The following is a 22,982-nucleotide window of genomic DNA, read 5'->3' as shown; positions in this document are numbered from 1 at the left end:
TTCCAATATCGATTAAAATTTTTCACGTGAAACAGAAAGGATTAATATGAAGGAATACGATGTAATTGTAGTTGGTGGTGGTCATGCAGGTATAGAAGCAGCAACTGCTCCAGCAAGAATGGGCTGCTCTGTTGCTATGATTACAATGGATAAAAATGCAATGGGCAGAATGTCATGCAATCCTGCAGTCGGGGGAAGTGCAAAAGGTCACCTTGTTCATGAAATTGATGCACTTGGCGGAATGATTGGCATGATTGCCGATAGGTCTGGAATTCAATTTAGAACTTTGAATAAATCTAAAGGTCCCGCAGTTTGGGCAGGCAGAAGTCAAAATGATAGAAAACTTTATTCTGTAGAAGCATTAAAAATTGTTCTTTCTGTCCCAAATCTTGATATAATTGAAGATTCTGTAACAGAAGTTATTGTTGAAGATAAAAAAATTGTAGGAGTTAAAACTCAAAAAGGTCAGGAATTTAAATGTAAAGCACTTATAATTTCTACAGGCACTTTTTTGAATGGTTTAATGCATACTGGTTTGAGGTCATTTCAAGGCGGAAGATATGGTGAACCACCTGCAGTAGGTTTAACAGAATCACTTGTTAAATTAGGATTTGAAGCAGGAAGACTTAAAACCGGTACTCCACCAAGATTGAAAAAAGATACAATAAATTGGGATATTCTTGAAGAACAAAAAGGAGATAATCCACCTCAGCCATTTTCTCTTAGAACTCCTAAAGAAGAATTTCCATATCTTCCTCAATTAAGCTGCTATATAACTTATACGGATAAAACAGTTCATAAAATTTTAGAAAAAGGATTTGACAGGTCACCACTATTTACAGGAAAAATTAAAGGAAGAGGTCCAAGATATTGTCCATCTATTGAAGATAAAATTTATCGATTTTCAGATAAAGAAAGACATCAGCTTTTCCTTGAGCCAGAAGGTCTGGATTCCGATTTGATTTATATTAATGGATTCTCAACTTCTCTTCCAGAAGATATTCAATTTGAAGCTTTGAGAAAAATTAAAGGTCTCGAAAATGTTGAAATGGCTCGTCCCGGTTATGCAGTCGAATATGATTTCTTTCCTCCTCATCAAGTAGATTTAACTCTTGAAACCAAACTTGTTGAGGGACTCTACTTTGCCGGACAGATTAATGGAACTTCAGGATATGAAGAAGCTGCAGCTCAAGGTATTGTTGCAGGAATTAATGCTGCATTAAAAATTCAAAAACGACCGGAATTTGTTCTTAAAAGAAGTGAAGCTTACATTGGTGTTTTAATTGATGACCTTGTTGATAAGTCAACCGATGAACCATATCGAATGTTTACATCTCGTGCTGAACATAGATTGATTTTAAGACAGGATAATGCAGATAGAAGATTAATGAAATATGGTTATGAATTTGGTTTAATTCCAAAAGAACTTTATGATGAATTGAAAGAACGAGAGATATTGATTACAAAATCAAAAGAACTTTTGAGCAAAACAAAACTTCTTCCTTCAGAAATTAATCCGTATTTAATTCAATTAAATACTGCACCAATTGATAATGCAGAAACAATTGATAAGCTTGTCAAAAGACCTGAAGTTAGTCTAAAAGACTTACTAGAAATAATAAAAAATAAAAATAGAGAGTATGAAAGTTTAATTAAAGATTTGAAAGCCTTAGAACAAATTGAAATTGAATTTAAGTATGAAGGTTATATTCAGAGACAAATGGAATTAATAGAAAAAATGGAAAAATTAGAGAACGTATTAATCCCATTAAATTTTGACTATTCTAATTTGAAAGCAATATCAGCAGAGGGCAGGGAAAAGTTGAGTAAGGTAAAGCCAAGGTCAATTGGTCAGGCTTCAAGAATTTCTGGCGTAACACCTTCAGATATTTCAGTTTTATTAGTATATTTGAAGAGTTAATTTTGAGGTTTTTCTTTGAATTCATACGAGCAGTATCTTCGTGAGTTGAAAATGCTCTTCTGGGAAAACAATATAAACCCAGATGAGTATCAGCTCGAGCGCCTTGCAAATTTTGCTGTTCTTGTGGCTCAAAAAAATTCTAAAGTTAATTTAATTTCCCGCAAAGATGTTCAAAAGATAATCGAAAATCATGTGTTTATCTCATCTTATGTTTCTGAATTTCTTCCTCAAAAAATTAATAATTTTGTAGACATTGGAACTGGCGGCGGATTCCCTGGAATTCCTCTTGCAATAACTCGTCCACAACTTAAAGGTGTTCTTGTAGATTCAACTGCAAAAAAAATTGATGCAGTAAAAGAATTCATTTCTAAACTTAAATTAAATAATTTAACAGCTGAAAATTGCAGAGTAGAAAGTGAAGAATTCAGACAAAAATATTCACAGTCGTTTGATCTTGTTATTAGTCGTGCAACAGTTCCATTGTTAATTCTTTTTAGTTATGCATTGCCATTGTTAAAAGAAAAATCTTTTATTGCATCAATCAAAGGCGGCGATTTGAATGATGAATTTAGTGCTGCAGAACTAAAGTATAAAGCTTATATCAAGAAGTCTACAATTTTTGAACTTGCCTATAAGCCAACAAATTCAAGAAACGAAAAAGGAAAAAAGCTGATACTTTTTGAAATCAATAAATGATTTTCCTTTTTTAATTAAAAAGCACGCAGATTGCGCAGATTTGGCTGATATTCTCAGTTTGAGTTTATGAATAAAATTGAAAAGTTTATAAAATATCCACAGCATCGTGATTTGATTTTTGTGCTTGGCGCAGGTGCTTCGCATCCCGATGGAGTTCCACTTCAAAGAGATATTCTTCCTCAAATTTTATCAAATGAAAATGAAGAAATAAAAAATTCTGCAATTGGAAAAATTGTTATCGAATTTATTAACGATAATTTTGAGTTTAACAGAGAATTGAATCTTTATCCTCGTCTTGAAGCAGTTTTTGGTTTTATTGATTATTTTATTCAGCATAATGAAAGTCTGAATTCGAAATACACAAATTCAGTATTGAGAGATATTAAAGAATATTTAATTAAACTTGTTCATTACATTGTTAATTTGAATACAGATAAAAACAGTCACTACTATCATCTCTTCTGGAAAACACTCGCCGAAAATGTTCCTAATTCATCAATCATCACATTAAATTATGATACATTGCTTGAACAGTCGTTTGAATTTTTATTCAAACAAAATTTTTATCTTGATTATTGCATTCCATTAATGAATTATGAAAAGATACCGCAATTAACAAATTACAATTTTTGGATTAATCCTCGTGAACCTGTTCTGGTTGAAGAGAATGTTTCTCCAGTTCCAATTAAAATTATAAAACTTCATGGTAGCTTGAACTGGAAATACTGCAACTGCTGCAATCTAACTTTGCTTACTCCTTGGGATAGAAAAATAGATTTGAACAGAGGAAAATTTCTTGGTTATACTTATCCCGACAAAGAGGAATATGAATTTAAATGTCCGATTGATGAAACAGAGTTTGAAACATTGATAATGCCGCCATCTTATTTGAAGAGACTGCATCATCCTGTGATTTCACAGTTACTTGTAGAAGCATCGCGAGAGATTCGCTCGACAAGAAAAATAATTTTTATTGGATATTCAATGTCTGATGCTGATTTACATATAATTGCATTATTTAAGAAACATATTCAAGCAGGAACTGAAGTAACAGTAATAAATCCGAAAAAGAAAGAATCACTTGAGCTTAGTTACAAGTCAATATCAAAAGATGCAAAATTTATAAATGCATCGTTTGAAGAGCTGCTGGAGAGGGATTTACTGAAAGAAATAATTAGAAAATAAATTCTTACACTAATTTCATCAAATAATCTTTCAAATCTTCATATTGCGAACTTAGTTCCACTGTTCTCTTTTCCTTTTTCAAGCAAACTGCTAATCTTTCCGGAATTTCTACTTCTATTTTTAATTCTTCTTCAATTACATCTTTGAACTTTGCTGGATGAGCTGTTTCAAGAATTACACCGTTAAACTGCTGATTGAATTTTATGTAATCTCTTAGTGCTAAATATCCAACCGAACCATGCGGGTCAATAATGTATTTATAATTTTCATAAACTTCTTTAATTCCTTTTCGTGTTTGAATATCATCGTAAGATTCTGAATGAATATCATTCTGCATGTCTTTCAAAATATTGGAATAAATTTCACGAATTCTAATTAAGTTGCTTGGATTTCCAACATCCATTGCATTTGATAGTGTTTGAATTGAAGGGCGAGGATTAAATGTTCCTGTTCTTAAGAATTCTGCAAATACACTATTGCTGTTTACTGCACCAATAAATTTTGATATTGGCAAACCAATTTTTTTTGCAATTAAACCGGCAGTTAAATTTCCAAGATTTCCTGAAGGTACAGAAAATATTGAATGAATTTTTTTATCTAAAATTTGTTTGTAAGCTTCGAAATAATAAAATGCTTGTGGTAGTAATCGTGCAATATTTATTGAATTTGCCGAAGTCAGATTCAATTTTTTATTCAGTTCTTTATCAACAAATGCTGTTTTGACTAATCTTTGACAATCATCAAATGTTCCATCTATTTCCAATGCTGTAATATTTTTATCGAGTGTTGTTAATTGTTTTTCTTGAATTAAACTTACTTTTCCTTTCGGATATAAAATAAAAACATTAATGCCTGATGTGTCATAAAAGCCATGAGCAACTGCACTTCCTGTGTCGCCAGATGTAGCTACAAGTATATTTAGATTTGTATTTCTCTTTGCAACAAAATAGCCCATAGTCTTTGCCATAAATCTTGCCCCAAAATCTTTGAATGCAAGTGTTGGTCCATGAAATAGTTCCAACACATAAAGATTTTTTCCGATTGAAACTAATGGAGCCGGAAATGTAATTGAGTTTGATATGATATCGTGCAGACTGCTCTCTGGAATTTCATCTTCAATAAATTTTTTTGCAATACGAAATGCAATTTCCTGAAAAGAATATTTTTCGAGTGAATCAATAAAATCTTTTTCCATTTGAGGAAATTCTGCTGGCATGAATAAACCGCCGTCTTCTGCAAGTCCCTGCATTACAGCAGTTTCAAAATTTACAATGAGATTTTTGTTGTTTGTGCTGTAGTATTTCATTCTAAAACTATTGGTCCTTTCCCATTAATTTTTGAAACATATTTTTTTCCTTTTAATCCGGTTTGGTTAACTGCTTTTAACATTGCATTGGCAATTCTTTCTGCATCTTTAGCAGAAGTTGAAAAAGCAAACATCGATGGACCAGAGCCGGTTATGTTGCAATTTAATGCTCCGTTATCAAGAGCTGCTTTTCTGACTCTGTTGTAACAGGGAATTAATTTTGCTCGTTTTGGTTCTGCAATTAAATCAATAATTGAACGACTAATTAAATCAAAATTTTTGGTCATTAATCCAATAATTAAACCGGAAGCATTTCCAGCTTGAGCAATTGCTGTTTTTAATTTTACAGTTTTACTTAGAATTTTTCTTGCTTCTTTTGTTTTAATTACAATATCTGGGTAAACAATGCTGCAGTATAAATTTTTTGGATAATCAATTTGAATAATGTCGAGAGGGTTGTAACTTCTTATTAAAACAAATCCACCGAATAAACATGGTGCAACATTATCTGCATGAATACTTCCGCTTGCAACAAATTCGCCAGCCATTGCATGAACAAGCAAATCGAGCTTAGGAAGTTTTAAATCAAGAAGTTCATTAACAGCAAAGACACCGGCAACTGCACTTGCTGCACTTGAACCAAGCCCGCTTCCAATTCCCATTTTTTTATGGATTGAAACATCAAGTCCTACATTTAAATCATATTTTTCAAGAAGAGATTTTATTGCAACTGTTGTTGTATTTTTATCTACATCAACAGGAAGATTTCCATTATCTCCTTCAATGTTGATGATTCTTAATTCTTTTGAATTATTTTTTTTGATAATGATTTCGTCGCCGGGTTCATGAAGAGCAAAGCCCATCATATCGAAGCCGGGACCGACATTGGAAACAGATGCAGGTGCAAATACTCTTATGCTTTTTGAACTCATTGGATATATCCTTTTGCTTTCATTAATTCTGCAATTAAAATTGTGCCGCCTGCTGCACCGCGTATTGTATTGTGAGATAATATCACAAATTTAAAATCGAATATTGGACATTCTCTTAGTCTGCCAATAGAAGTTGCCATTCCTTTTTCAACATTTCTGTGAATTTTTGGTTGAGGATACTTTTCTTCGTAAAAATATACAATTGGATTTTCTGGTGCTGAAGGCAAACCAAGTTCTTGTGGAACAGATTTAAATTCCTTCCATACTTTAATGATTTCTTCAACTGTAGTCTTAGTTTTCAATTTTACCTGAACACATTCTGTGTGCCCATCAATTACTGCAACACGATTGCATTGTGCACTAATTTTAAAATCAGCAAATTCAATTTTATTTGAGTTGAACTTTCCCAGAATTTTGAGTGGTTCTGTTTCCATTTTCTTTTCTTCGCCGCTTATAAATGGAATTACATTATCAATAATGTCCATGCTCGGAAGTCCAGGATAACCAGCACCGGAGACAGCCTGCATAGTAACTACATTTACAACTTCAATTCCAAAATTGTCATGAAGCGGTTTTAATGCTAATGCCAAGCCAATTGTTGAGCAGTTTGGATTAGTTATAATTCCACCTTTATATTTTTGTGATTTTAGTAATTCAAGATGATCTGGATTTACTTCTGGAATCATCAAAGGAACATCATCATCAAATCTGTGATTTCTTGCATTTGAAATTACATAATAACCGGCTTCTGCAAATGCAGTTTCAATTTCACCAGCTACAGATGCATCGAGTCCCGAAAAAATAATTTTTGCATCAAAATTTGGTTCACATTTTTTTACTATCATGTTTGCAAATTTTTCTGGAAGAGGAGATTGCATAATCCAGTTTGTTGCTTCTGAATATTTTTTTCCTGCAGATTTATCTGAAGCTGCAAGTTCAACAACTTCGAACCATGGATGATTTGAAAGCAGTTCGAGAAATCTTTGTCCAACACTTCCAGTAGCTCCTAAAATTCCAACTGGTATTTTTTGTGTATTCATATAATTTACCTCTTTATTTCAATAAAGCTTTGTGTAAAATATTTAATGCATCTGTTAAATTATTTTTGCTTATGACAAGAGAAATATTTAATTCTGATGAACCTTGGGCAATTGCAATAATATTGATTTTATTATTCCCGAGTGAACCAAATACTTTACCTGCAATACCTGGAGTGTGACGCATATTTTCACCAACAACAGCAATTATCGATAAATTTTTTTCTACTTCAACTTTGCCAATTTTGCCATCCATAATTTCAATTCGGAATTCTTCTTCAATAATTTTTTTTGCAATGTCTCCATGTTTTGGCAAAACTGCAAAACAGATGCTGTGTTCCGATGATGCTTGAGATATAAGAATGATATTTATATTATGTCTTGCAAGAGCACCAAATAATCTTGCAGCGATACCGCTTACACCAATCATTCCACCGCCCTGAACCTGAACAAGAGCAATCTCATCAATTGAAGAGATTCCTTTGATAGTAAATTTTGGAGATTTTTCTTTTTCGACAATCATTGTTCCAGGAAATTCTGGATTAAATGTGTTTTTGATAACTATTTTAATTTTTTTATGAAGTGCAGGAAGCATTGTCGGAGGATAAATCACTTTAGCTCCAAAGTGAGATAATTCCATTGCTTCTTCATAAGTAACTGATTCGAGGGGGAATGCATTTTTAACTTTGCGAGGGTCTGCTGTTAAAATGCCATCTACATCTGTCCATATTTCGATTAACTCTGCATTTAATGCAGCACCAAAAATCGATGCTGTGTAGTCAGAACCGCCTCGTCCCAATGTTGTAATTTCATTCTTTGATGTTGAAGAAATAAATCCAGTAATAATCTGAAGTTTTTTGTGATTTCTAAAATAGTTGACAATATTTTTATTTGTTGTTTTGAAATCTACACGGGCAGAACCAAAATTATCATCTGTTTTAATTAGTTTATCTGCAAATAAAATTTCACAATCTATTCCGCGGTTAATCATTGTCTCGCCAATAATTGTGCAGGAAAGTTTTTCGCCAAAGCTTACGATATAATCGAGTGTTCTTTGTGTTAATTCTTTTACAAGATAAACACCATCAACAACTTCTTTTAATTCATTGAAAAGTTTTTCTAATTTTTTAATTAATTGTTTAGTGTTTTCTTTTTGATTTAGTTGAGCAGCAATTTTATTATGATGCTCAATTAATGCATTTAATTCAGTTGAATATTCAGAATTTCTATTATGAGCAAGATTTCCAATTTCAATAAGTTTATCTGTTACTCCTTGAAATGCAGAAAAGACTACAGAAAATTTTATTTTTTTTGAAATATAATATTTTTGAAGAATTTCAATAACATTATTAATTCTTTCTGCATTTCCTACACTTGAACCACCAAATTTTAATATTCTCATTTGTGCTTTACACCTTTTTAATTTTTATTTAAGGAAAAGATATTTAAGGGAAGCGCGTTCGTATTAACGCGTCGTCGTTAACGTATACGTTGTAATGGAAAGCTCTGTGTTAAACAGAGTTTTAATGATCGAGGGTAAATGATAATATTTTCTTTCTAATCTGCTCAATTTGTTAAAAACCGAAAATTCACTTGTGATTATAAGAATCATATTTAATAGATTCAATAGCCCAAAGAAATTTTTTATAATTATGAATAAAAATGCATAATTATTATTAAATGTTTTTTAATACATCATCAATATTATTTACAGGAAGATTGCATGAGTAGTTTTTACATAAATAAAAAGTTGTTTTGTTATTTACTGCTTCGTAGTTTTTTATCCATGATGCGATTTTATTTAATGCCTCTTTATTTTCTGGAGTAATAAGAATTGTATATAAATTTTCATATTCAGCTAATTTGTGAATATATTCTTTATCCAGACTTTTTTGAGTTATAACTAAAAGTTCTTTGCTTTCTTGATGAAGTAGCAAATATGAATTCAAAAAATATGTATAACCAAATGATGCATTATTTACTTGATGTGAAAATGCTTTTAATTGTTTGTTTATTAATTCTGAAAAATGAGCATCACCGGTTAAATGAAATAATCTGATTAAATTTGAAAGCTGAACAGAATTTCCAGATGGAATAGCTCCATCATAAAGTATTTTTGTGCGGATAATATTATCATTATTTGAAGAGGTAAAAAAGTACCCGCCATTTTCTTTGTCAAAGAATTCTTCATCAAGAATAGAATTAAGCTTAAGCGAATTAATTAAATATTTTTCATTAAGTGTTGCTTTATAAAGGTCTAACGAAGCTCTAATTAAAAATGCATAGTCATCAAGAAAACCTTCTGCAAGTTTATTTCCATTTTTGTATGCATGGGATAATTTTTCCCCATCAAATAAATTATTTATTATAAATTCATAACACTTGATTGCAGATTCTAAAAAAGTTTCGTCATTAAATATGATATATGATTTTATGAGTGATGAGATTAAAAGACTATTCCAATCAGTTAGTATTTTGTCATCTTTTAATGGAGGAATCCTTTTGCTTCTGTGATTTAGAAGCATTCTTCTTATTTTTTCATATTCTTCAAAATCAATGTTTAATTTTTTGAGAACGTTGTTTAATCTGTCTGAAAGATGCAGAATATTTTTGCCTGTTAATTTTCTTGTTGCTTCATTAAGAAAATTTCCCTCATCTGAAAGATTAAATATTTGTTTTATGATTTCAAGTTTATGTGGCAAAATTTCTTTTATCTCATTTGTAGTCCATAAATAAAACTTTCCTTCTTCGCCTTCGCTATCTGCATCCTGAGCAGAAAAGAAAGCACCTTCTGATGAAAGCATTTCATTGTTCAAGTAAGAATAAATTTCATAAGCAACATTTTTGTAAAATTCATCCTGTGTAATTTTATATGCAATCGAATAAGTTTCGAGTAATAATGATTGGTCGTAAAGCATTTTTTCGAAATGAGGAAGAAGCCACTTTTCATCTGTTGAATATCTATGAAATCCATAACCGAGCTGGTCAAAAATTCCGCCTATACGCATTTGTTCGAGTGTTTTTAATGCCATTTTTAAGGCATCTTCATCATTGTAATTTTGATAATAATTAAACAGAAAAATTAAATTGTGTGGCGAAGGGAATTTTGGTGCTGTTCCAAATCCACCATTAATTTCATCAAAATTATTTTTAAGTGAAGTAAAAGTTCTTTTCAAAATATCAGGATGTAAATTTTCTTCCTCTGATGATTTGAATTGTAATTCTAAATATCTTGTAATTTCATCAGTGCTTCTTAGCAGTTCATCTTTTCTTGTTTTCCAGAGTTCGATGATGTGATTTAATAAATCAATAAAACCAATTCTACCTGCATAAGAATATTTTGGGAAATAAGTTCCTGCATAAAATGGTTTTTTGTCGGCAGTCATAAAAATTGAAAGAGGCCAGCCTCCTCTTCCTGTTATAATTTGACATACAAGCATATATATGTTATCTATATCAGGTCTTTCTTCTCTGTCAACTTTTATTGAAACAAAATTTTTATTTAAAATTTCTGCAACTCTTTCATCTTCAAAAGATTCGTGAGCCATTACATGACACCAGTGACAAGTAGAATATCCAATTGAAAGAAAAATTGGTTTGTCTTCTCTTTTTGCTTTTTCAAATGCTTCTTCGCACCAGGGAAACCAATCAACAGGATTATTTGCATGCTGCAGCAGATAAGGTGAATTTTCTTTTGCTAATCTGTTCATATTTTTTTCTTTATAAACTTAATGTCAACTAAATTAGTTCAATAAAAAAAGTGTTGTTGAATTATCATTTTCATCTGCAAGTTATGAAACAAAATTTTTATAATCACATTTATCATTTAGTTTTTTTATCTTAAAAAAGAAAATAAAATGTGTGAGGAAAAAATTTGATTCCATTAAAAGATGATGTTCCATCTAAATCTTTTCCAATCGTCAATATAACTTTGATAGTTATTAATATCATTGCATTCATTTTTGAACTTATGCTGGGTTCAGATTTGCAAGGATTTATTGAGCAGTTTGGTGTTATTCCAGTAAAATATTTTTATCAAGGAATGCAATTATATACTGGCGAGGTAATTTATTTTTCTGATTATAATCGAATACTGCCATTGTTTACATCAATGTTTTTGCATGGCGGCTGGCTTCATCTTTTTGGAAATATGCTCTATCTCTGGATTTTTGGTGATAATGTTGAAGATAGAATGGGACACTTTAGATATTTCATTTTTTACATACTTTGTGGACTTGCAGCAAGTTTTTCTCATATTGTGATGAATCCAGAGTCTTCTATTCCAACAATTGGGGCAAGTGGCGCAATAGCTGGAGTGCTTGGTGCATATATGTTTTTGTATCCTAATGCAAAAGTTGTTGTTCTTTTCCCAATTTTTATATTCTTCGATATAATTCAGCTGCCAGCATTATTTGTGCTTGGTTTCTGGTTTATTATGCAATTGTTTCAGGGAACACTTGCACTATCAATTGAAAGCAGTGCAACAGGCGGAGTTGCATGGTGGGCTCATATAGGCGGATTTATTTTTGGTGCGATTGCTGTTCATATTTTTAAGAAGAAAAGCAGAAAACCTATGTATAGAGATGAATGGTGGCTCAGTTATAGAAATTTTTAATTTTGTCGGATTCGAAAATTTTTTTAACTCTTCAAATTAATTATCTTTAAAAAACTTTATAAACTTTTTTCAAAGATGGAATACATAACTTTATCTAATTGGAAACGAGCGGTAATCAAAGTTGGAAGTGGATTAATTGCACCAGGTGGAGTTAAGTGCAGTTCAAAATATACTTTGCCAATTGCAGCTTTTATTACAAAATGTATTAATCAAGGAAAAGAAATAATTCTTGTTTCTTCTGGTGCTGTTGCCGCTGGATTATCAACTCAACCGCAATTATTGAAAAAGAACAATCGCTCAATCCCTGAAAAACAGGCTCTTGCTGCAATTGGTCAAACTCTTCTTATGCAAAGTTGGAGCCGATTCTTCGATTTCCCATGCTCTCAAATTTTGTTGACATACGACGATATCCATAACAGAAAAAGATTTGTTAATGCAAAAAATACATTAAAAAAGTTGCTTGAACTTGGAACTCTTCCGATTGTTAATGAAAATGATACCGTTGCTACAGAAGAATTAAAAGTTGGCGACAATGATAACCTTGCAGCTTATGTAGCAATGCTAGCAGAAGCAGATTTGCTTATTATATGCACTGATATTGACGGCTTATATGATTCTGACCCAAAGAAAAATAAAAATGCTAAATTAATTCCAGTAGTAGAAAAAATTGATTCTTCAATCTATCAACTTGCAGAAGGTTCAAAAAGTAATATTTCTACAGGTGGAATGAAAACTAAACTTGAAGCAGCACAAAAAGCTACAGTTCTTGGAATTGATACAATTATAATCAATGCAACAAAAAGCGAAGTGTTTGACTATTTATTAAATGGAAAACTTAAAGGGACAATTTTTAAGAAAAATCCAAATCCAATTGCTGCAAAGAAATTATGGATGCTTTATGCTCTACCTGCAAGTGGAAAAATTTTTGTTGACTCAGGTGCTGCAAAAGCCATTCAGAAAAAAGGTGCATCGTTGCTGCCTTCCGGAATTGTTGGTATCGAAGGTGAATTTAAACAAGGCGATGCAGTTGAAATTTATCTTAAAGAAGGAAATGATTTTAAATTAATTGCAAAAGGAATTAGTCAATATAATTCAAATGACCTGAAAAAAATTCAAGGCAAAAAGAGCAATCAAATAAAAAATATACTTGGATATTTAACTACAGAAGAAATTATTCATCGTGATGAATTGGTTCTAATCGAATCAGAATAATTATTTGAGGTGCAACATGGAAAATAATTTAATTGAATTAGCAAAAAGAAGTAAATCAGCTGCATATAAACTTTCGCTATTAAATACAAATCAGAAGAATCAAGTTCTTCAATCAATGGCAGATGAATTAATTGCCAATCAAGATTTTATACTTCAAGCAAACAGCAAAGATATTCAATATGGCAGGGAGAAAGGATTATCAGATGCAATGTTAGACCGTCTTCTTTTAACACCTGAGAGATTAACTTCAATGGCAAATGCAATTAAAGAAATAATTCAATTGCCTGACCCTGTTGGAGAAATATCAAATATTAGAATTCGTCCAAATGGAATTCAAGTTGGAATGATGAGAATTCCTCTTGGAGTAATAGGAATAATTTATGAAGCAAGACCAAATGTAACTTCAGACGCAGCAGCATTATGCATTAAAAGTGGAAATGCTGTAATTCTAAGAGGCGGTTCAGAAGCATTTAATTCCAATGTTGCAATTGTTGAGGCACTTCATAAAGGAATTGAAAAATGCGGCGTCGATTCTTCAATTGTAACTTTTGTCCCCACAACAGATAGAGAAGCAATTTTAGAATTACTAAAATTGGATGAATATATTGATTTGATTATTCCTCGCGGCGGCGAAGGATTAATTAGATTTGTTGCAGAGAACAGCCGTATTCCTGTGATTAAACATTACAAAGGTGTATGCCATCTTTATGTTGATAAAGATGCAGATTTTGATATGGCAATTAGATTATTAATAGATGGAAAAACTTCTCGACCTGCAGTATGCAATGCACTTGAAACAATGCTTGTTCATAAAGATATTGCAGAAAATTTCTTGCCATTGGCAGAAGAAGTTCTTAAGAAAAAGAAAGTTGAAATTCGAGGATGTCCATTAACATGTAAAATTCTTCCAGATTCTAAAGCTGCAACCGAAGAAGATTTTTATGCTGAATATCTTGCATTAATTATTTCTGTTAAAGTTGTAGAAAGTTATGAAGAAGCAGTTGAACACATTGAAAAATATGGTTCAAATCATACTGAAGTAATTGTAACTAACAATTTGCAAACAGCTCAAAGATTTTTGCGGGATGTCGATTCCTCATCTGTTATGGTTAATGCATCATCACGATTTGCTGATGGAGGCGAAATGGGATTAGGAGCGGAAATTGGAATTTCAACTTCAAAACTTCATGCTTATGGTCCAATGGGTCTTGAAGCATTAACAACAAAAAAATTTATCGTAATTGGAAATGGACAAACCCGCCACAAAGTTGATTTGAACTGATTATAAATTTTTAGTTATTTAATACTGAAAGAGATTCACGTATTAAATCTTCAATTGAAATGTTTGGATATTTTTCTGTTACAGCTCGAACTGCTCGTTCAGCTGTCTTTTGATTATAACCAAGATTTACAAGTGCAGCAACTGCATCATTCTTAATTGAAGAAACACTTTTTGAAATTTCAGTGCCGACTTCAGAAACAACTTCAATTTTATCTTTTAATTCGACAATCATTCTTTCTGCAGTTTTTCTTCCAATTCCTGGAGCAGAAGTTAATCGACCGATGTTTCCAAATTTAATTGCATCTTTCAAATCTTCAATTTGAATTCCTGATAAAATGCTTTGTGCAGTTTTGGGACCAATTCCACTTACGCTGATTAATAACTCAAACATTTCTTTTTCGGCTAAAGAATAAAATCCATACAAATCAAGTGAATCTTCTTTAACACTTAAAAATGTGTAAAGCGATGTTTCTTCTTTATCTACAATTTTTTCAAAAGTATTTACTGAAATGTTGATTAAGTAGCCCACACCGTTTACATCTAAAATTATTTTGGTGGGTTTTTTTGAAATTATTTTTCCTCTAATGTAACCAATCATAATAATTAATATTGAATTACTCTTTCAGGATTTGATTCAATAAACTCTTTCCAGTTTTTGCTTCTTTTATGATTATAGTTTGATTTTATTTTGAAAGCATGACACACTGCAACAGCTATTGCATCACTTTCATCGAATTTCATTTTAGATTTTTTTATTGAACAGATTTTTTTAATCATATATTGAACTTGCTCTTTTGAAGAAGAGCCTTTTCCAACAATCGACTTTTTTATTTCTCTCGGCGAGTATTCTTTTATTTGAAGTTTATTATGAACCGCAGCAAGAAGTGAAACTCCGCGTGCATATCCAATCTTTAATGCTGATTGAACATTTTTTCCGTAAAATGCTGTCTCGAGTGCAAATTCTGTAGGTTTATACTTTTTTATAATTTTATAAAGTTCATCATAAATTTTTTCAAGACGGGGACCAAAGTCTTTTGTTGTAGGAATCTGGATAGTCCCGGAAGCAATGTAACTAATTTCGTTTTTGTCGAAATCAATTATTCCATAACCAGTTGTTATTGTTCCGGGATCTACGCCTAATATTCTCATTATGAAATTTTTTTAAGTATTTGATGAATGTGACTTAGAAAAAATTTTTACATATCAACAAAATCTGCATTTGAATAAACATTTTGGACATCATCACAGTCTTCAAGAGATTCAATGAGTTTCATTAATTTTTCTGCATCTTCGCCGTTAACGGAAATATGATTTTTAGCAACCCATTGTAAAGATGCATTTTCGATGTTCAATTTTTTTTCGGCAAGAGCTTTTCTTACTTTGTCGAATGATTCAAGTGAAGTAGTTACTTCGAAAAATTCTTCTTCAGTTTGTAAATCATCTGCTCCGGCATCGAGAATAATTTCAAGCATTTCATCTTCAGATTTGCCTTCTCGTTTAACAGTAATTATGCCCTTTCGTTCAAACATCCATGCAACCGAATTAGATTCACCAAGACTTCCTCCATTTCTTGAAAAGATATGACGAATTTCTGCTACGGTTCTGTTTTTGTTGTCGGTAGCGGCTTCGACCATTAATGCAACACCACCTGGTCCATAGCCTTCATAAATAACTTCGTAGTAAGTTGCACCTTCGAGTTCACCTGTAGCTTTTTTAATAGCTCTTTCGATATTTTCAGCCGGCATGTTAGCAGCTTTGGCGTTATCAATTGCAAGTCGAAGTCTTGGATTGCCTTCTGGGTCGCCTCCACCCTGACGAGCAGCAATTGTAATTTCTTTAATTAACTTTGTGAATAATTTCCCTTTTTTTGCATCAAGTGCTGCTTTTTTTCTTTTAATTGTTGCCCATTTTGAATGTCCCGACATAAAAATATCTCCTTTATATCTTTTACATTTTCTTTTTATTTAATAATGATTATTTACTCGAATATCTTTAATTCTTAATTGAGGAAAAATTTTCCCATCTTTATTAATTGTTTCAATTGTGTATACAATATCTACCAAATCTTTATCTTTATCAATATGTTCAGCATAATAGCCAAGATTAAATCCAATAGCATCAAAAACTTTATCGTTCCCGTTTTGTTTGAAAGTTGTAACAAAATGATTATTGCCAACAATTCTTGGAGGATTGGTTAAAGAAACTTTTTCGCTCAAGAAAATTGGTCTCATGTTTCCAGGTCCAAAAGGTGCAAATTGGTCGAGTATTCTTATAAACTTAGGAGAAATTTCAGAAAAAGAAATTTTAGCATCAATAAGAATTTCAGGTGAGATGTCTTCTTCATTAATGCATTGTCTTAAAATTTCATTAAATCTTTTTCTGAACATATCGATTTTATCAATTTCAACTGCAAGACCAGCGGCAGCTTCGTGACCTCCGAATTGCAGCAATAAATCTTCACAACTTTGAAGAGCTTCATAAATATTGAAGCCCGGGATGCTTCTTGCAGAACCTTTAGCTATTCCATCTACAGTTGTAAGCATAATAGTTGGACGATGAAACTTTTCGACAAGACGAGATGCAACAATTCCAATTACTCCTGGGTGCCAGTCGTTGTCATGCAATACTATTCCATATTCATTATTCAGGTCGATAGAAGATTCAACAAGATTGACGGCATGAGAAAAAGTTGCTTCGTCAATTGAACGGCGTTTTTGATTTTCGTCTTCAAGAATTTGTGCAAGTTCCATTGCTTTAATTGGGTCGTCTGTTGTAAATAATTCAACAGCTCTATTAGCATCGCCCAATCTTCCAACTGCATTGACACGCGGTGCAATTGTAAATACAATTTGACCTGCAGTTAAATTGCCCGGTTCAATTCTTGAACATTTTATTAACGCAGCAATACCTGGACGAGGATTATTATTTATAATTTGTAAACCTTCTTTAACAAGAATTCTGTTTTCATCTACAAGGGGAACAATATCTGCAGCTCCTGCCAGTGCAACAAGGTCCAGATATTTTAAAGCCATATCTTTATTTCCAATTTTATGGCCAATGGCTGTTGCAAGTTTAAATGCAACACCAGCACCCGAAAGATGTTTGAATGGATATGGGTCGCCAGGTTTTAATGGGTCTAAAATTGCATAAGCATCTGGAAGTTTATCTTTTGGCTGATGATGGTCGCATATAATTGTATCAATGTTTAGAGATTTTGCATAATCAACTTCATCAACTGCAGTAATTCCACAATCGACACTAATTATGAGGTTTACACCTTGTTCTTTTAAGTAATCAATACTTTGAATTGAGATGCCGTAGCCTTCAGATAATCTGTTTGGGATATAAGTAAAAACATCTGCTCCAAGTTCTTTTAGAAAAAGATACATTAATGAAGCCGAGCATGTGCCATCAACATCATAATCTCCGTAAACACAGATTTTTTGATTGTTAGTTATGGCTTTAATAACTCTGTTGGAAGCAGCCTGCATTCCATCCATAAGGAATGGGTCGTAAAGAGAATCTAAAGTTGGGCGGAAGTAAAGTTTTGCTTCCTGAAAATTAGTAATACCTCTTTGAATAAGAAGCAAAGCAAGAGAATTTGATATATTCAGGCTATCAGCTAAAGATAGAATTAATTTTTCATCTGGAGAATCTTTTAGTTTCCATTTTTTGTTCTGCATAATTTAATTTTTAGAAGAACAGTGATGAATCATGTCTATAAGCCGAATTCTGTAACCCGCCGGAGGCGGGCGGCAGTTATTTATCTAGCCACGATATTACTATCGTGGTCTAGCGGTCTACCCGAAGGCACTGAAAGGCGAACAACCTTTTCCCGCCGTAGCGGGAGTCCTTCTGCTTGACCTTGCACCAGGTGGGGTTTGCCGTGTCCTGCATTTCTGCAGGATCTCGTTCATCACGAGACCTCCGATATTACTATCGGAGCGGTGAGCTCTTACCTCGCCTTTTCACCCTTACCCCGCCTGCAGCAGGGCGGTATTTTTTCTGTGGCACTTTCCGTAGCTTGAGACTTTCGTCTTCAAGCCCCCGGGCGTTACCCGGCACCTTGTTCTGCGGTGTTCGGACTTTCCTCCCCCTGAAATTTTATCTTCAGAGAGCAACTGCCCAACATGATTCATCAACTGTTCTTCTACTTCCATTTATTATACATATTTTTTCAACTGCAACAAATATAATAAATTATAAACCAGTCTGCATCAGTAAAATTTTATACTGCTTTCATTTTAATTAGTAAAATATTTTAATCACTGCATTTTTATTTCAATGTTGCTTATCAATTTTTTCTTTTAAATGATTATTTATAAAATCATGTTCCAATAGAAAAATTTTTACACTTGTGAATTTCTATATCAACTTTTTTATTTATATGTCGATTATTAATTAGAACAGAATATTAAATCTTCATATGGAGGTATTATGGAAAACTTAACTATTGATGTTTTCATCTCCTCGGCTGAAGATGCTGAATTATCTCAATATAAAGTTCTTGCAGCATTGAAAAATTATAGAGAACATTTACATAAAAATAAATTGTATCCAGTCTTTGGCGAGCTGATTGATTTGAGCAATGAACTCAATAATCTATTACATCAAAGAGAAAATTATAGAGGCTTGCTCTCAAAAAAAATTGTTGGGATAGATTTGGAAAATCAATCTTTAATTTATGAATATAATACAGGAGAAATAAGCGAAGATAAACTTTCAAAAATTTTTGACTTTATTGAATGGGCTCTTCCTAAGATTAAAGAAGTAATTGAAGAAGGCACAGCAATTTATGATTTTGTTGAATCCAACATGGATATAAAAGAAATTGGAATTTTACCTCTCTACAAAGACGAAGGTTATTTCTTTGTACCTTCACATGCTGAGAAAGCAACTTATATTTATAAATTTTTACTGTCCAATATTGTTACATCAAATGTGCCTTTTAAATCATTAAAAACACATTTGCTTGAATTTATTAAAGAAGAAACTACAGTAATTCCTCCTGAAACAATTAAACTTGATTTGATAAAGAAATATCCCGAGCTGCCAAATCCAGCAACTTATAATCTTGAAACAGATATTGATTTTCCATTTAATGAAACTGTTCTGCCTATTGCAAAAAGAAAATTGATGAGATATTTAGCTGCTTAGGATTTATTCAATATAGACTCTTGGAACGCGTGTATTTATATTGGTTAAAATCTCGTATGGAATTGTGCCTGCCCATTCTGCAAGTTCTTCTACAGTTATTTTACTTTGTCCATCAGAACCAATTAAAATAACTTCGTCGCCATTATAAGCACTGTCATTTTCAATATTAACAACAATCTGGTCCATTGAAATTGTACCAATAACTGGATATCTCTTTCCTCGAATTATAACTTCTGCTTTGTTGCTCATGCTTCTCATATAACCATCACCATAACCAACTGGAACTGTTACAGCACGAATATCATGATTAGTTTGCCAGGTAGAGCCATAACCAACTGGATGATTTGGTTTTATCACTTTGAAATAGACCACAATTGATTTCCATGTTAAAGCGGGATTTACTTCTACAGTTTTTTTGACTTCATTTGATGGATAAACTCCATACAGCATAATTCCAGGACGAACCATATCAAGGTTTGCCTCAGGCATCTGAAGTATTGCTCCTGAATTTGAGATGTGAAAAATTGGTTTTTTAAGAAATATCTTTTCTGCGTACGAGATTACTTCTTGAAATCTTTCCAGCTGAAGTTTAGTATAGCTTAAATCACTTTTTTCTGAATTTGCAAAATGAGAGTAAATTCCTTCTATGATTACATTTTTTGTTTTAACTGCAGCATCAAGAAAATTTTTTGCATTGTAATAATGCACACCAATTCTTTCCATTCCAGTATCAATTTTTAAATGAACTTTGGCTTTAACTTTCATCTCACCTGCGATTTCATCAATCTGGTTTAGCTTTTCAATTGAAGAAGCTGTCATAGTTAAATTATGTTTTAAGAAAATTGGAATTTGATTGCCCCATATTCCTCCAAGCACAAGTATTGGAAGTGTAATGCCTGTCTCTCTTAAAAGAATTCCCTCTTCAAGAACTGCAACACCGATGTAATCGGCATTAAGTTCCTGCATTAGTTGAGCAATTCGCACAAGTCCATGCCCATATGCATTTGCTTTTAAGATTGGCATCATGCGGGCAGGACTTACATGTTGTTTTATTTTTTTGAAATTTTCTTTTAATACTTTTAAATCGATTACTAATTGAGTTGGCCTAATAATTTCATCCAGACTGATTATAGGATAGTTGTTATAATTGTTCATCTGAAATTTCATTTTTTATATTACTAAAATAAGATTTTATTCAGGAAGTGGTTAATCATTTTTGTAAATTAAAACAAGTAAAAAAATTTTATAGAATTTTATTACAAAAGCTATCGGGAAATAAACATGTACAACATTAATTTAGTCGAAGTAATTGGTTACTTAGCTTCTGTTCTTGTTGCTATTTCTCTTATGATGAGTTCAATTGTAAAGTTAAGAATAATCAATTTAATTGGTTCATTAATTTTTACATTTTATGGAATTATTATTACTGCATATCCAGTAGCTCTTGTGAATGGATTTATTGCAATTGTTAATGTTTATTATCTCATCGAAATTTTATCTGCAAAAGAATACTTTGATATTCTTGAAGTTGAACCTGATTCCCAGTATTTGAAATATTTTCTTTCATTTCATCAAAATGAAATAAAAAAATATGTACCAAATTTTTCATTCGATTCCAACAATAACAACAGAGTAATTTTTGTGCTTAGAAATTCTGTTCCAGCTGGACTTGTATGTGCAAAGAATATTGACAGCAATACAGTTTTGGTAAATCTTGATTATGTTATTCCCGGCTATCGAGATTTTAAAATCGGAAGATATGTTTACAGGAAATTTTTCAGAGAAAATAATATCAGAAAAATTTTCACTTATCCAGGCAATAAAACTCATAACAAATACTTAAGAAAAATGGGATTTGAAAAAACCGTCTTTAATTCTCAGGAAGCTTTTTTACTTGAACTGAGCTGAACATGGAAATAAAAATTTTGTATGAAGATAATAATGTTGTTGCAGTAGATAAGCCGGAAGGAATTTCATCAATTAAAGAAAGTGATAAATCAATTGAAACTGTACATTCAATTTTACAGAAAAAATACGAAGAGAAATTATTTATTGTTCATCGTCTTGATAAAGATGTAAGCGGAGTTTTAATATTTGCAAAAAATTCTTCAATGCATAAATTCTTAAATCAGCAGTTTGAAAATCATCTTATAGAAAAAAATTATGTTGCGCTTGTGCATGGAGTTTTAATGGAAGATTCAGGATTAATAAATAAAAAAATTCGTCAATTTGGCTCTGGAAGAATGGGTATTGATGAAGTTCAAGGCAAGGAAAGCAGAACCAAGTTTAATGTGATTGAAAGATTTAATTCATATACTTTGTTAGAATTAACACCTGAGACAGGAAGACGTCATCAATTGAGAGTTCATCTTTACAGCATTGGTCATCCTATTGTTGGAGATTTGAAGTATGGAGAAAAAAAATTACAGAAAAATTTTTCTCGTTTAATGCTTCATGCAGAAGAAATTAATTTTTTTGTTCAAGATAAGAAAAAAGTAAAAATAAAATCTCCTTTGCCAGAATCTTTCATAAACATATTGAATGAAATTAGAAAAGATTAATTGCTTCATAAAATGTAATCAGCAGAAATTATGAAAATTAATTTCAAACAAATTTTGTTATTAATTCTTTTGATAGCCAAATGCACTGGAATTGAAAAAGATTCACTTGATGAAATTAAAGATTATAATGCATCAGACAAATATTTCAAAGCTACAGTAAAAAACATGCATTTTTTAATTGAGACACGCTCACCCGAAGAACTGAATTCACTATTTGAACAGTGGATTAAAATGAATAACATTCCTACAGATGCAAAAGGTTGCAAAGATGGAATTTACGTTGGTGAATCTCCATACGATGCTTATGATTATAAACATGTAGTAAAAATTGAAATCAAAAATGAAAAAATTATTAAGATTGATTATGATGAAATAAAAAGAGATGGAAAGGGGAAAGAGAAAGATATTGAATATAATAACGAAATGATTATTACTGGAACTTCTCCTTCCATTGCTTATCCATCTTATGAAAAACAACTTCTTGAAAAACAAAATTATATGAAAGTTGATGCTGTAACTGGTGCAACATATTCTCTATTTAGATTTAGATATGCTTTGTCAATTGCTTTGATGAAAGCTAAAATGTCAAAATAAATGTAATTCTTTTGAGTGACTTTGATGTTCTGAAAAGTTTATAAAAGGAATTAATATATGACTGAAAAAGAGTTTACAATTAAGTGGATTGAAAAAATTAAACAGGAACTAAAAAATTTCCCGGATGATTTTAAGTCATCATCAGAAAATAAAACTTTCGAACTGCCAGGCAAGAATCTTCTTCTTACACCACCGCTTTTTGACAGTTATGAAATTGTAGATAGTGATGGGAATATCATTTATCATGTAAATAATTTTTATGAAGCAAAATATATTATATACTCAAATAGAAATAAGCCGAAAAAAATTTTTCTGCCAATAAACGAAAATGATATAAAATTAGCAGTTGAATCATATGAAAATTATCTGGATAATCTTTTAAGAAGCATTGAAAAAGATTTTAAGGAAAATTTCCCTCAGTCAAAAAATTTTCCTCTGATATCAACTCAAATATTTAATTCATTAAATCTGGTAAGACTCTAAA

General features: G+C 31.7%; 21 protein-coding genes and 1 other RNA gene. 11 read left to right on the top strand and 11 right to left on the bottom strand.

The genetic code is table 11. The features are described 5' to 3' along the window. The first annotated feature begins 46 nt into the window (after positions 1-46). From mnmG to AC27L2_RS06625, 3 genes are all read left to right on the top strand, one after another. Complete coding sequence (mnmG, locus tag AC27L2_RS06635; RefSeq protein ID WP_487210928.1) at positions 47-1,921, top strand: tRNA uridine-5-carboxymethylaminomethyl(34) synthesis enzyme MnmG; 1,875 nt, start codon at positions 47-49, stop codon at positions 1,919-1,921. A gap of 51 nt (positions 1,922-1,972) precedes the next feature. Next, positions 1,973-2,617: a 16S rRNA (guanine(527)-N(7))-methyltransferase RsmG gene (rsmG, locus tag AC27L2_RS06630; RefSeq protein ID WP_487210927.1), complete on the top strand. Its 645-nt coding sequence runs from the start codon at positions 1,973-1,975 to the stop codon at positions 2,615-2,617. Positions 2,618-2,683: 66 nt separating this feature from the next. Beyond that, positions 2,684-3,802 (top strand): SIR2 family protein, encoded by a 1,119-nt coding sequence (locus tag AC27L2_RS06625; protein WP_487210926.1) that lies wholly within the window; start codon positions 2,684-2,686, stop codon positions 3,800-3,802. Positions 3,803-3,806: 4 nt separating this feature from the next. Here the strand turns inward: AC27L2_RS06625 and thrC are convergent, their stop codons facing one another. The 5 genes from thrC to AC27L2_RS06600 form a co-directional block, all read right to left on the bottom strand. After that, positions 3,807-5,108, bottom strand: coding sequence for a threonine synthase (gene thrC / locus AC27L2_RS06620; protein ID WP_487210925.1), 1,302 nt, complete (start codon positions 5,106-5,108; stop codon positions 3,807-3,809). After that, a complete protein-coding gene (locus AC27L2_RS06615; protein ID WP_487210924.1) occupies positions 5,105-6,040 on the bottom strand; it encodes a homoserine kinase in 936 nt (311 codons plus the stop codon). The genes thrC and AC27L2_RS06615 overlap by 4 nt, the downstream gene beginning before the upstream one ends. Further along, positions 6,037-7,080 carry an aspartate-semialdehyde dehydrogenase gene (gene asd / locus AC27L2_RS06610; RefSeq protein WP_487210923.1) on the bottom strand — a complete coding sequence of 348 codons (1,044 nt, stop codon included), beginning with the start codon at positions 7,078-7,080 and terminating at the stop codon, positions 6,037-6,039. Before asd ends, AC27L2_RS06615 begins: the two co-directional genes overlap by 4 nt. 13 nt (positions 7,081-7,093) lie before the next feature. Further along, entirely contained in the window at positions 7,094-8,479 is a 1,386-nt protein-coding gene (locus AC27L2_RS06605; protein WP_487210922.1) for an aspartate kinase, read from the bottom strand. A gap of 274 nt (positions 8,480-8,753) precedes the next feature. Continuing rightward, entirely contained in the window at positions 8,754-10,787 is a 2,034-nt protein-coding gene (locus AC27L2_RS06600) for a thioredoxin domain-containing protein (RefSeq protein ID WP_487210921.1), read from the bottom strand. Between the two features lie 164 nt (positions 10,788-10,951). On the opposite strand from AC27L2_RS06600, the gene AC27L2_RS06595 reads away from it, so the two are divergent. From AC27L2_RS06595 to AC27L2_RS06585, 3 genes are all read left to right on the top strand, one after another. Beyond that, the gene (locus AC27L2_RS06595; RefSeq protein WP_487210920.1) at positions 10,952-11,692 is read left to right on the top strand and encodes a rhomboid family intramembrane serine protease; all 741 of its coding nucleotides are present in this window, start codon (positions 10,952-10,954) and stop codon (positions 11,690-11,692) included. Positions 11,693-11,767: 75 nt separating this feature from the next. Beyond that, positions 11,768-12,904, top strand: a complete 1,137-nt coding sequence (gene proB, locus AC27L2_RS06590; RefSeq protein WP_487210919.1) for a glutamate 5-kinase — start codon at positions 11,768-11,770, stop codon at positions 12,902-12,904. Between the two features lie 16 nt (positions 12,905-12,920). Further along, the gene (locus AC27L2_RS06585; RefSeq protein WP_487210918.1) at positions 12,921-14,186 is read left to right on the top strand and encodes a glutamate-5-semialdehyde dehydrogenase; all 1,266 of its coding nucleotides are present in this window, start codon (positions 12,921-12,923) and stop codon (positions 14,184-14,186) included. 10 nt (positions 14,187-14,196) lie between these two features. Here the strand turns inward: AC27L2_RS06585 and ruvA are convergent, their stop codons facing one another. The 5 genes from ruvA to rnpB all read right to left on the bottom strand — a co-directional run bounded on the left by ruvA (position 14,197) and on the right by rnpB (position 18,323). Then, a complete protein-coding gene (ruvA, locus tag AC27L2_RS06580) occupies positions 14,197-14,784 on the bottom strand; it encodes a Holliday junction branch migration protein RuvA (protein ID WP_487210917.1) in 588 nt (195 codons plus the stop codon). A gap of 5 nt (positions 14,785-14,789) precedes the next feature. Then, entirely contained in the window at positions 14,790-15,335 is a 546-nt protein-coding gene (ruvC, locus tag AC27L2_RS06575) for a crossover junction endodeoxyribonuclease RuvC (protein ID WP_487210916.1), read from the bottom strand. A gap of 47 nt (positions 15,336-15,382) precedes the next feature. Next, the gene (locus AC27L2_RS06570; protein ID WP_487210915.1) at positions 15,383-16,111 is read right to left on the bottom strand and encodes a YebC/PmpR family DNA-binding transcriptional regulator; all 729 of its coding nucleotides are present in this window, start codon (positions 16,109-16,111) and stop codon (positions 15,383-15,385) included. Positions 16,112-16,150: 39 nt separating this feature from the next. Further along, complete coding sequence (gene recJ, locus AC27L2_RS06565; protein WP_487210914.1) at positions 16,151-17,869, bottom strand: single-stranded-DNA-specific exonuclease RecJ; 1,719 nt, start codon at positions 17,867-17,869, stop codon at positions 16,151-16,153. A 22-nt stretch (positions 17,870-17,891) separates the two neighbouring features. Then, positions 17,892-18,323: RNase P RNA component class A (rnpB, locus tag AC27L2_RS06560), an RNA gene on the bottom strand. Between the two features lie 300 nt (positions 18,324-18,623). Here rnpB and AC27L2_RS06555 point away from each other — a divergent pair. Then, positions 18,624-19,343, top strand: a complete 720-nt coding sequence (locus tag AC27L2_RS06555) for a hypothetical protein (RefSeq protein ID WP_487210913.1) — start codon at positions 18,624-18,626, stop codon at positions 19,341-19,343. A 3-nt stretch (positions 19,344-19,346) separates the two neighbouring features. On the opposite strand, the gene alr is transcribed toward AC27L2_RS06555, so the two are convergent. Next, positions 19,347-20,498 carry an alanine racemase gene (gene alr / locus AC27L2_RS06550; protein ID WP_487210912.1) on the bottom strand — a complete coding sequence of 384 codons (1,152 nt, stop codon included), beginning with the start codon at positions 20,496-20,498 and terminating at the stop codon, positions 19,347-19,349. Between the two features lie 126 nt (positions 20,499-20,624). On the opposite strand from alr, the gene AC27L2_RS06545 reads away from it, so the two are divergent. The 4 genes from AC27L2_RS06545 to AC27L2_RS06530 are packed head-to-tail and all read left to right on the top strand — an operon-like array spanning position 20,625 to position 22,981. After that, positions 20,625-21,251 (top strand): hypothetical protein, encoded by a 627-nt coding sequence (locus AC27L2_RS06545; protein WP_487210910.1) that lies wholly within the window; start codon positions 20,625-20,627, stop codon positions 21,249-21,251. 2 nt (positions 21,252-21,253) lie between these two features. Next, entirely contained in the window at positions 21,254-21,904 is a 651-nt protein-coding gene (locus AC27L2_RS06540; RefSeq protein WP_487210909.1) for an RluA family pseudouridine synthase, read from the top strand. 30 nt (positions 21,905-21,934) lie between these two features. Continuing rightward, complete coding sequence (locus AC27L2_RS06535) at positions 21,935-22,498, top strand: hypothetical protein (protein WP_487210908.1); 564 nt, start codon at positions 21,935-21,937, stop codon at positions 22,496-22,498. Positions 22,499-22,555: 57 nt separating this feature from the next. Continuing rightward, entirely contained in the window at positions 22,556-22,981 is a 426-nt protein-coding gene (locus tag AC27L2_RS06530) for a hypothetical protein (protein ID WP_487210907.1), read from the top strand. The last annotated feature ends 1 nt before the right edge of the window (position 22,982 follow it).

It is taken from the genome of Rosettibacter sp. KY25, from assembly GCF_057554405.1.
The sequence above is the reverse complement of the archived record's forward strand: the minus strand, read 5'-3'. Positions and strand labels throughout refer to the sequence as shown.

Coding starts and splice junctions, on each gene's coding strand:
- mnmG (WP_487210928.1), top strand. CDS start 47: ATGAAGGAATACGATGTAATTGTAGTTGGTGGTGGTCATGCAGGTATA.
- rsmG (WP_487210927.1), top strand. CDS start 1,973: ATGCTCTTCTGGGAAAACAATATAAACCCAGATGAGTATCAGCTCGAG.
- AC27L2_RS06625 (WP_487210926.1), top strand. CDS start 2,684: ATGAATAAAATTGAAAAGTTTATAAAATATCCACAGCATCGTGATTTG.
- thrC (WP_487210925.1), bottom strand. CDS start 5,108: ATGAAATACTACAGCACAAACAACAAAAATCTCATTGTAAATTTTGAA.
- AC27L2_RS06615 (WP_487210924.1), bottom strand. CDS start 6,040: ATGAGTTCAAAAAGCATAAGAGTATTTGCACCTGCATCTGTTTCCAAT.
- asd (WP_487210923.1), bottom strand. CDS start 7,080: ATGAATACACAAAAAATACCAGTTGGAATTTTAGGAGCTACTGGAAGT.
- AC27L2_RS06605 (WP_487210922.1), bottom strand. CDS start 8,479: ATGAGAATATTAAAATTTGGTGGTTCAAGTGTAGGAAATGCAGAAAGA.
- AC27L2_RS06600 (WP_487210921.1), bottom strand. CDS start 10,787: ATGAACAGATTAGCAAAAGAAAATTCACCTTATCTGCTGCAGCATGCA.
- proB (WP_487210919.1), top strand. CDS start 11,768: ATGGAATACATAACTTTATCTAATTGGAAACGAGCGGTAATCAAAGTT.
- AC27L2_RS06585 (WP_487210918.1), top strand. CDS start 12,921: ATGGAAAATAATTTAATTGAATTAGCAAAAAGAAGTAAATCAGCTGCA.
- ruvA (WP_487210917.1), bottom strand. CDS start 14,784: ATGATTGGTTACATTAGAGGAAAAATAATTTCAAAAAAACCCACCAAA.
- ruvC (WP_487210916.1), bottom strand. CDS start 15,335: ATGAGAATATTAGGCGTAGATCCCGGAACAATAACAACTGGTTATGGA.
- AC27L2_RS06570 (WP_487210915.1), bottom strand. CDS start 16,111: ATGTCGGGACATTCAAAATGGGCAACAATTAAAAGAAAAAAAGCAGCA.
- recJ (WP_487210914.1), bottom strand. CDS start 17,869: ATGCAGAACAAAAAATGGAAACTAAAAGATTCTCCAGATGAAAAATTA.
- AC27L2_RS06555 (WP_487210913.1), top strand. CDS start 18,624: ATGGAAAACTTAACTATTGATGTTTTCATCTCCTCGGCTGAAGATGCT.
- alr (WP_487210912.1), bottom strand. CDS start 20,498: ATGAACAATTATAACAACTATCCTATAATCAGTCTGGATGAAATTATT.
- AC27L2_RS06545 (WP_487210910.1), top strand. CDS start 20,625: ATGTACAACATTAATTTAGTCGAAGTAATTGGTTACTTAGCTTCTGTT.
- AC27L2_RS06540 (WP_487210909.1), top strand. CDS start 21,254: ATGGAAATAAAAATTTTGTATGAAGATAATAATGTTGTTGCAGTAGAT.
- AC27L2_RS06535 (WP_487210908.1), top strand. CDS start 21,935: ATGAAAATTAATTTCAAACAAATTTTGTTATTAATTCTTTTGATAGCC.
- AC27L2_RS06530 (WP_487210907.1), top strand. CDS start 22,556: ATGACTGAAAAAGAGTTTACAATTAAGTGGATTGAAAAAATTAAACAG.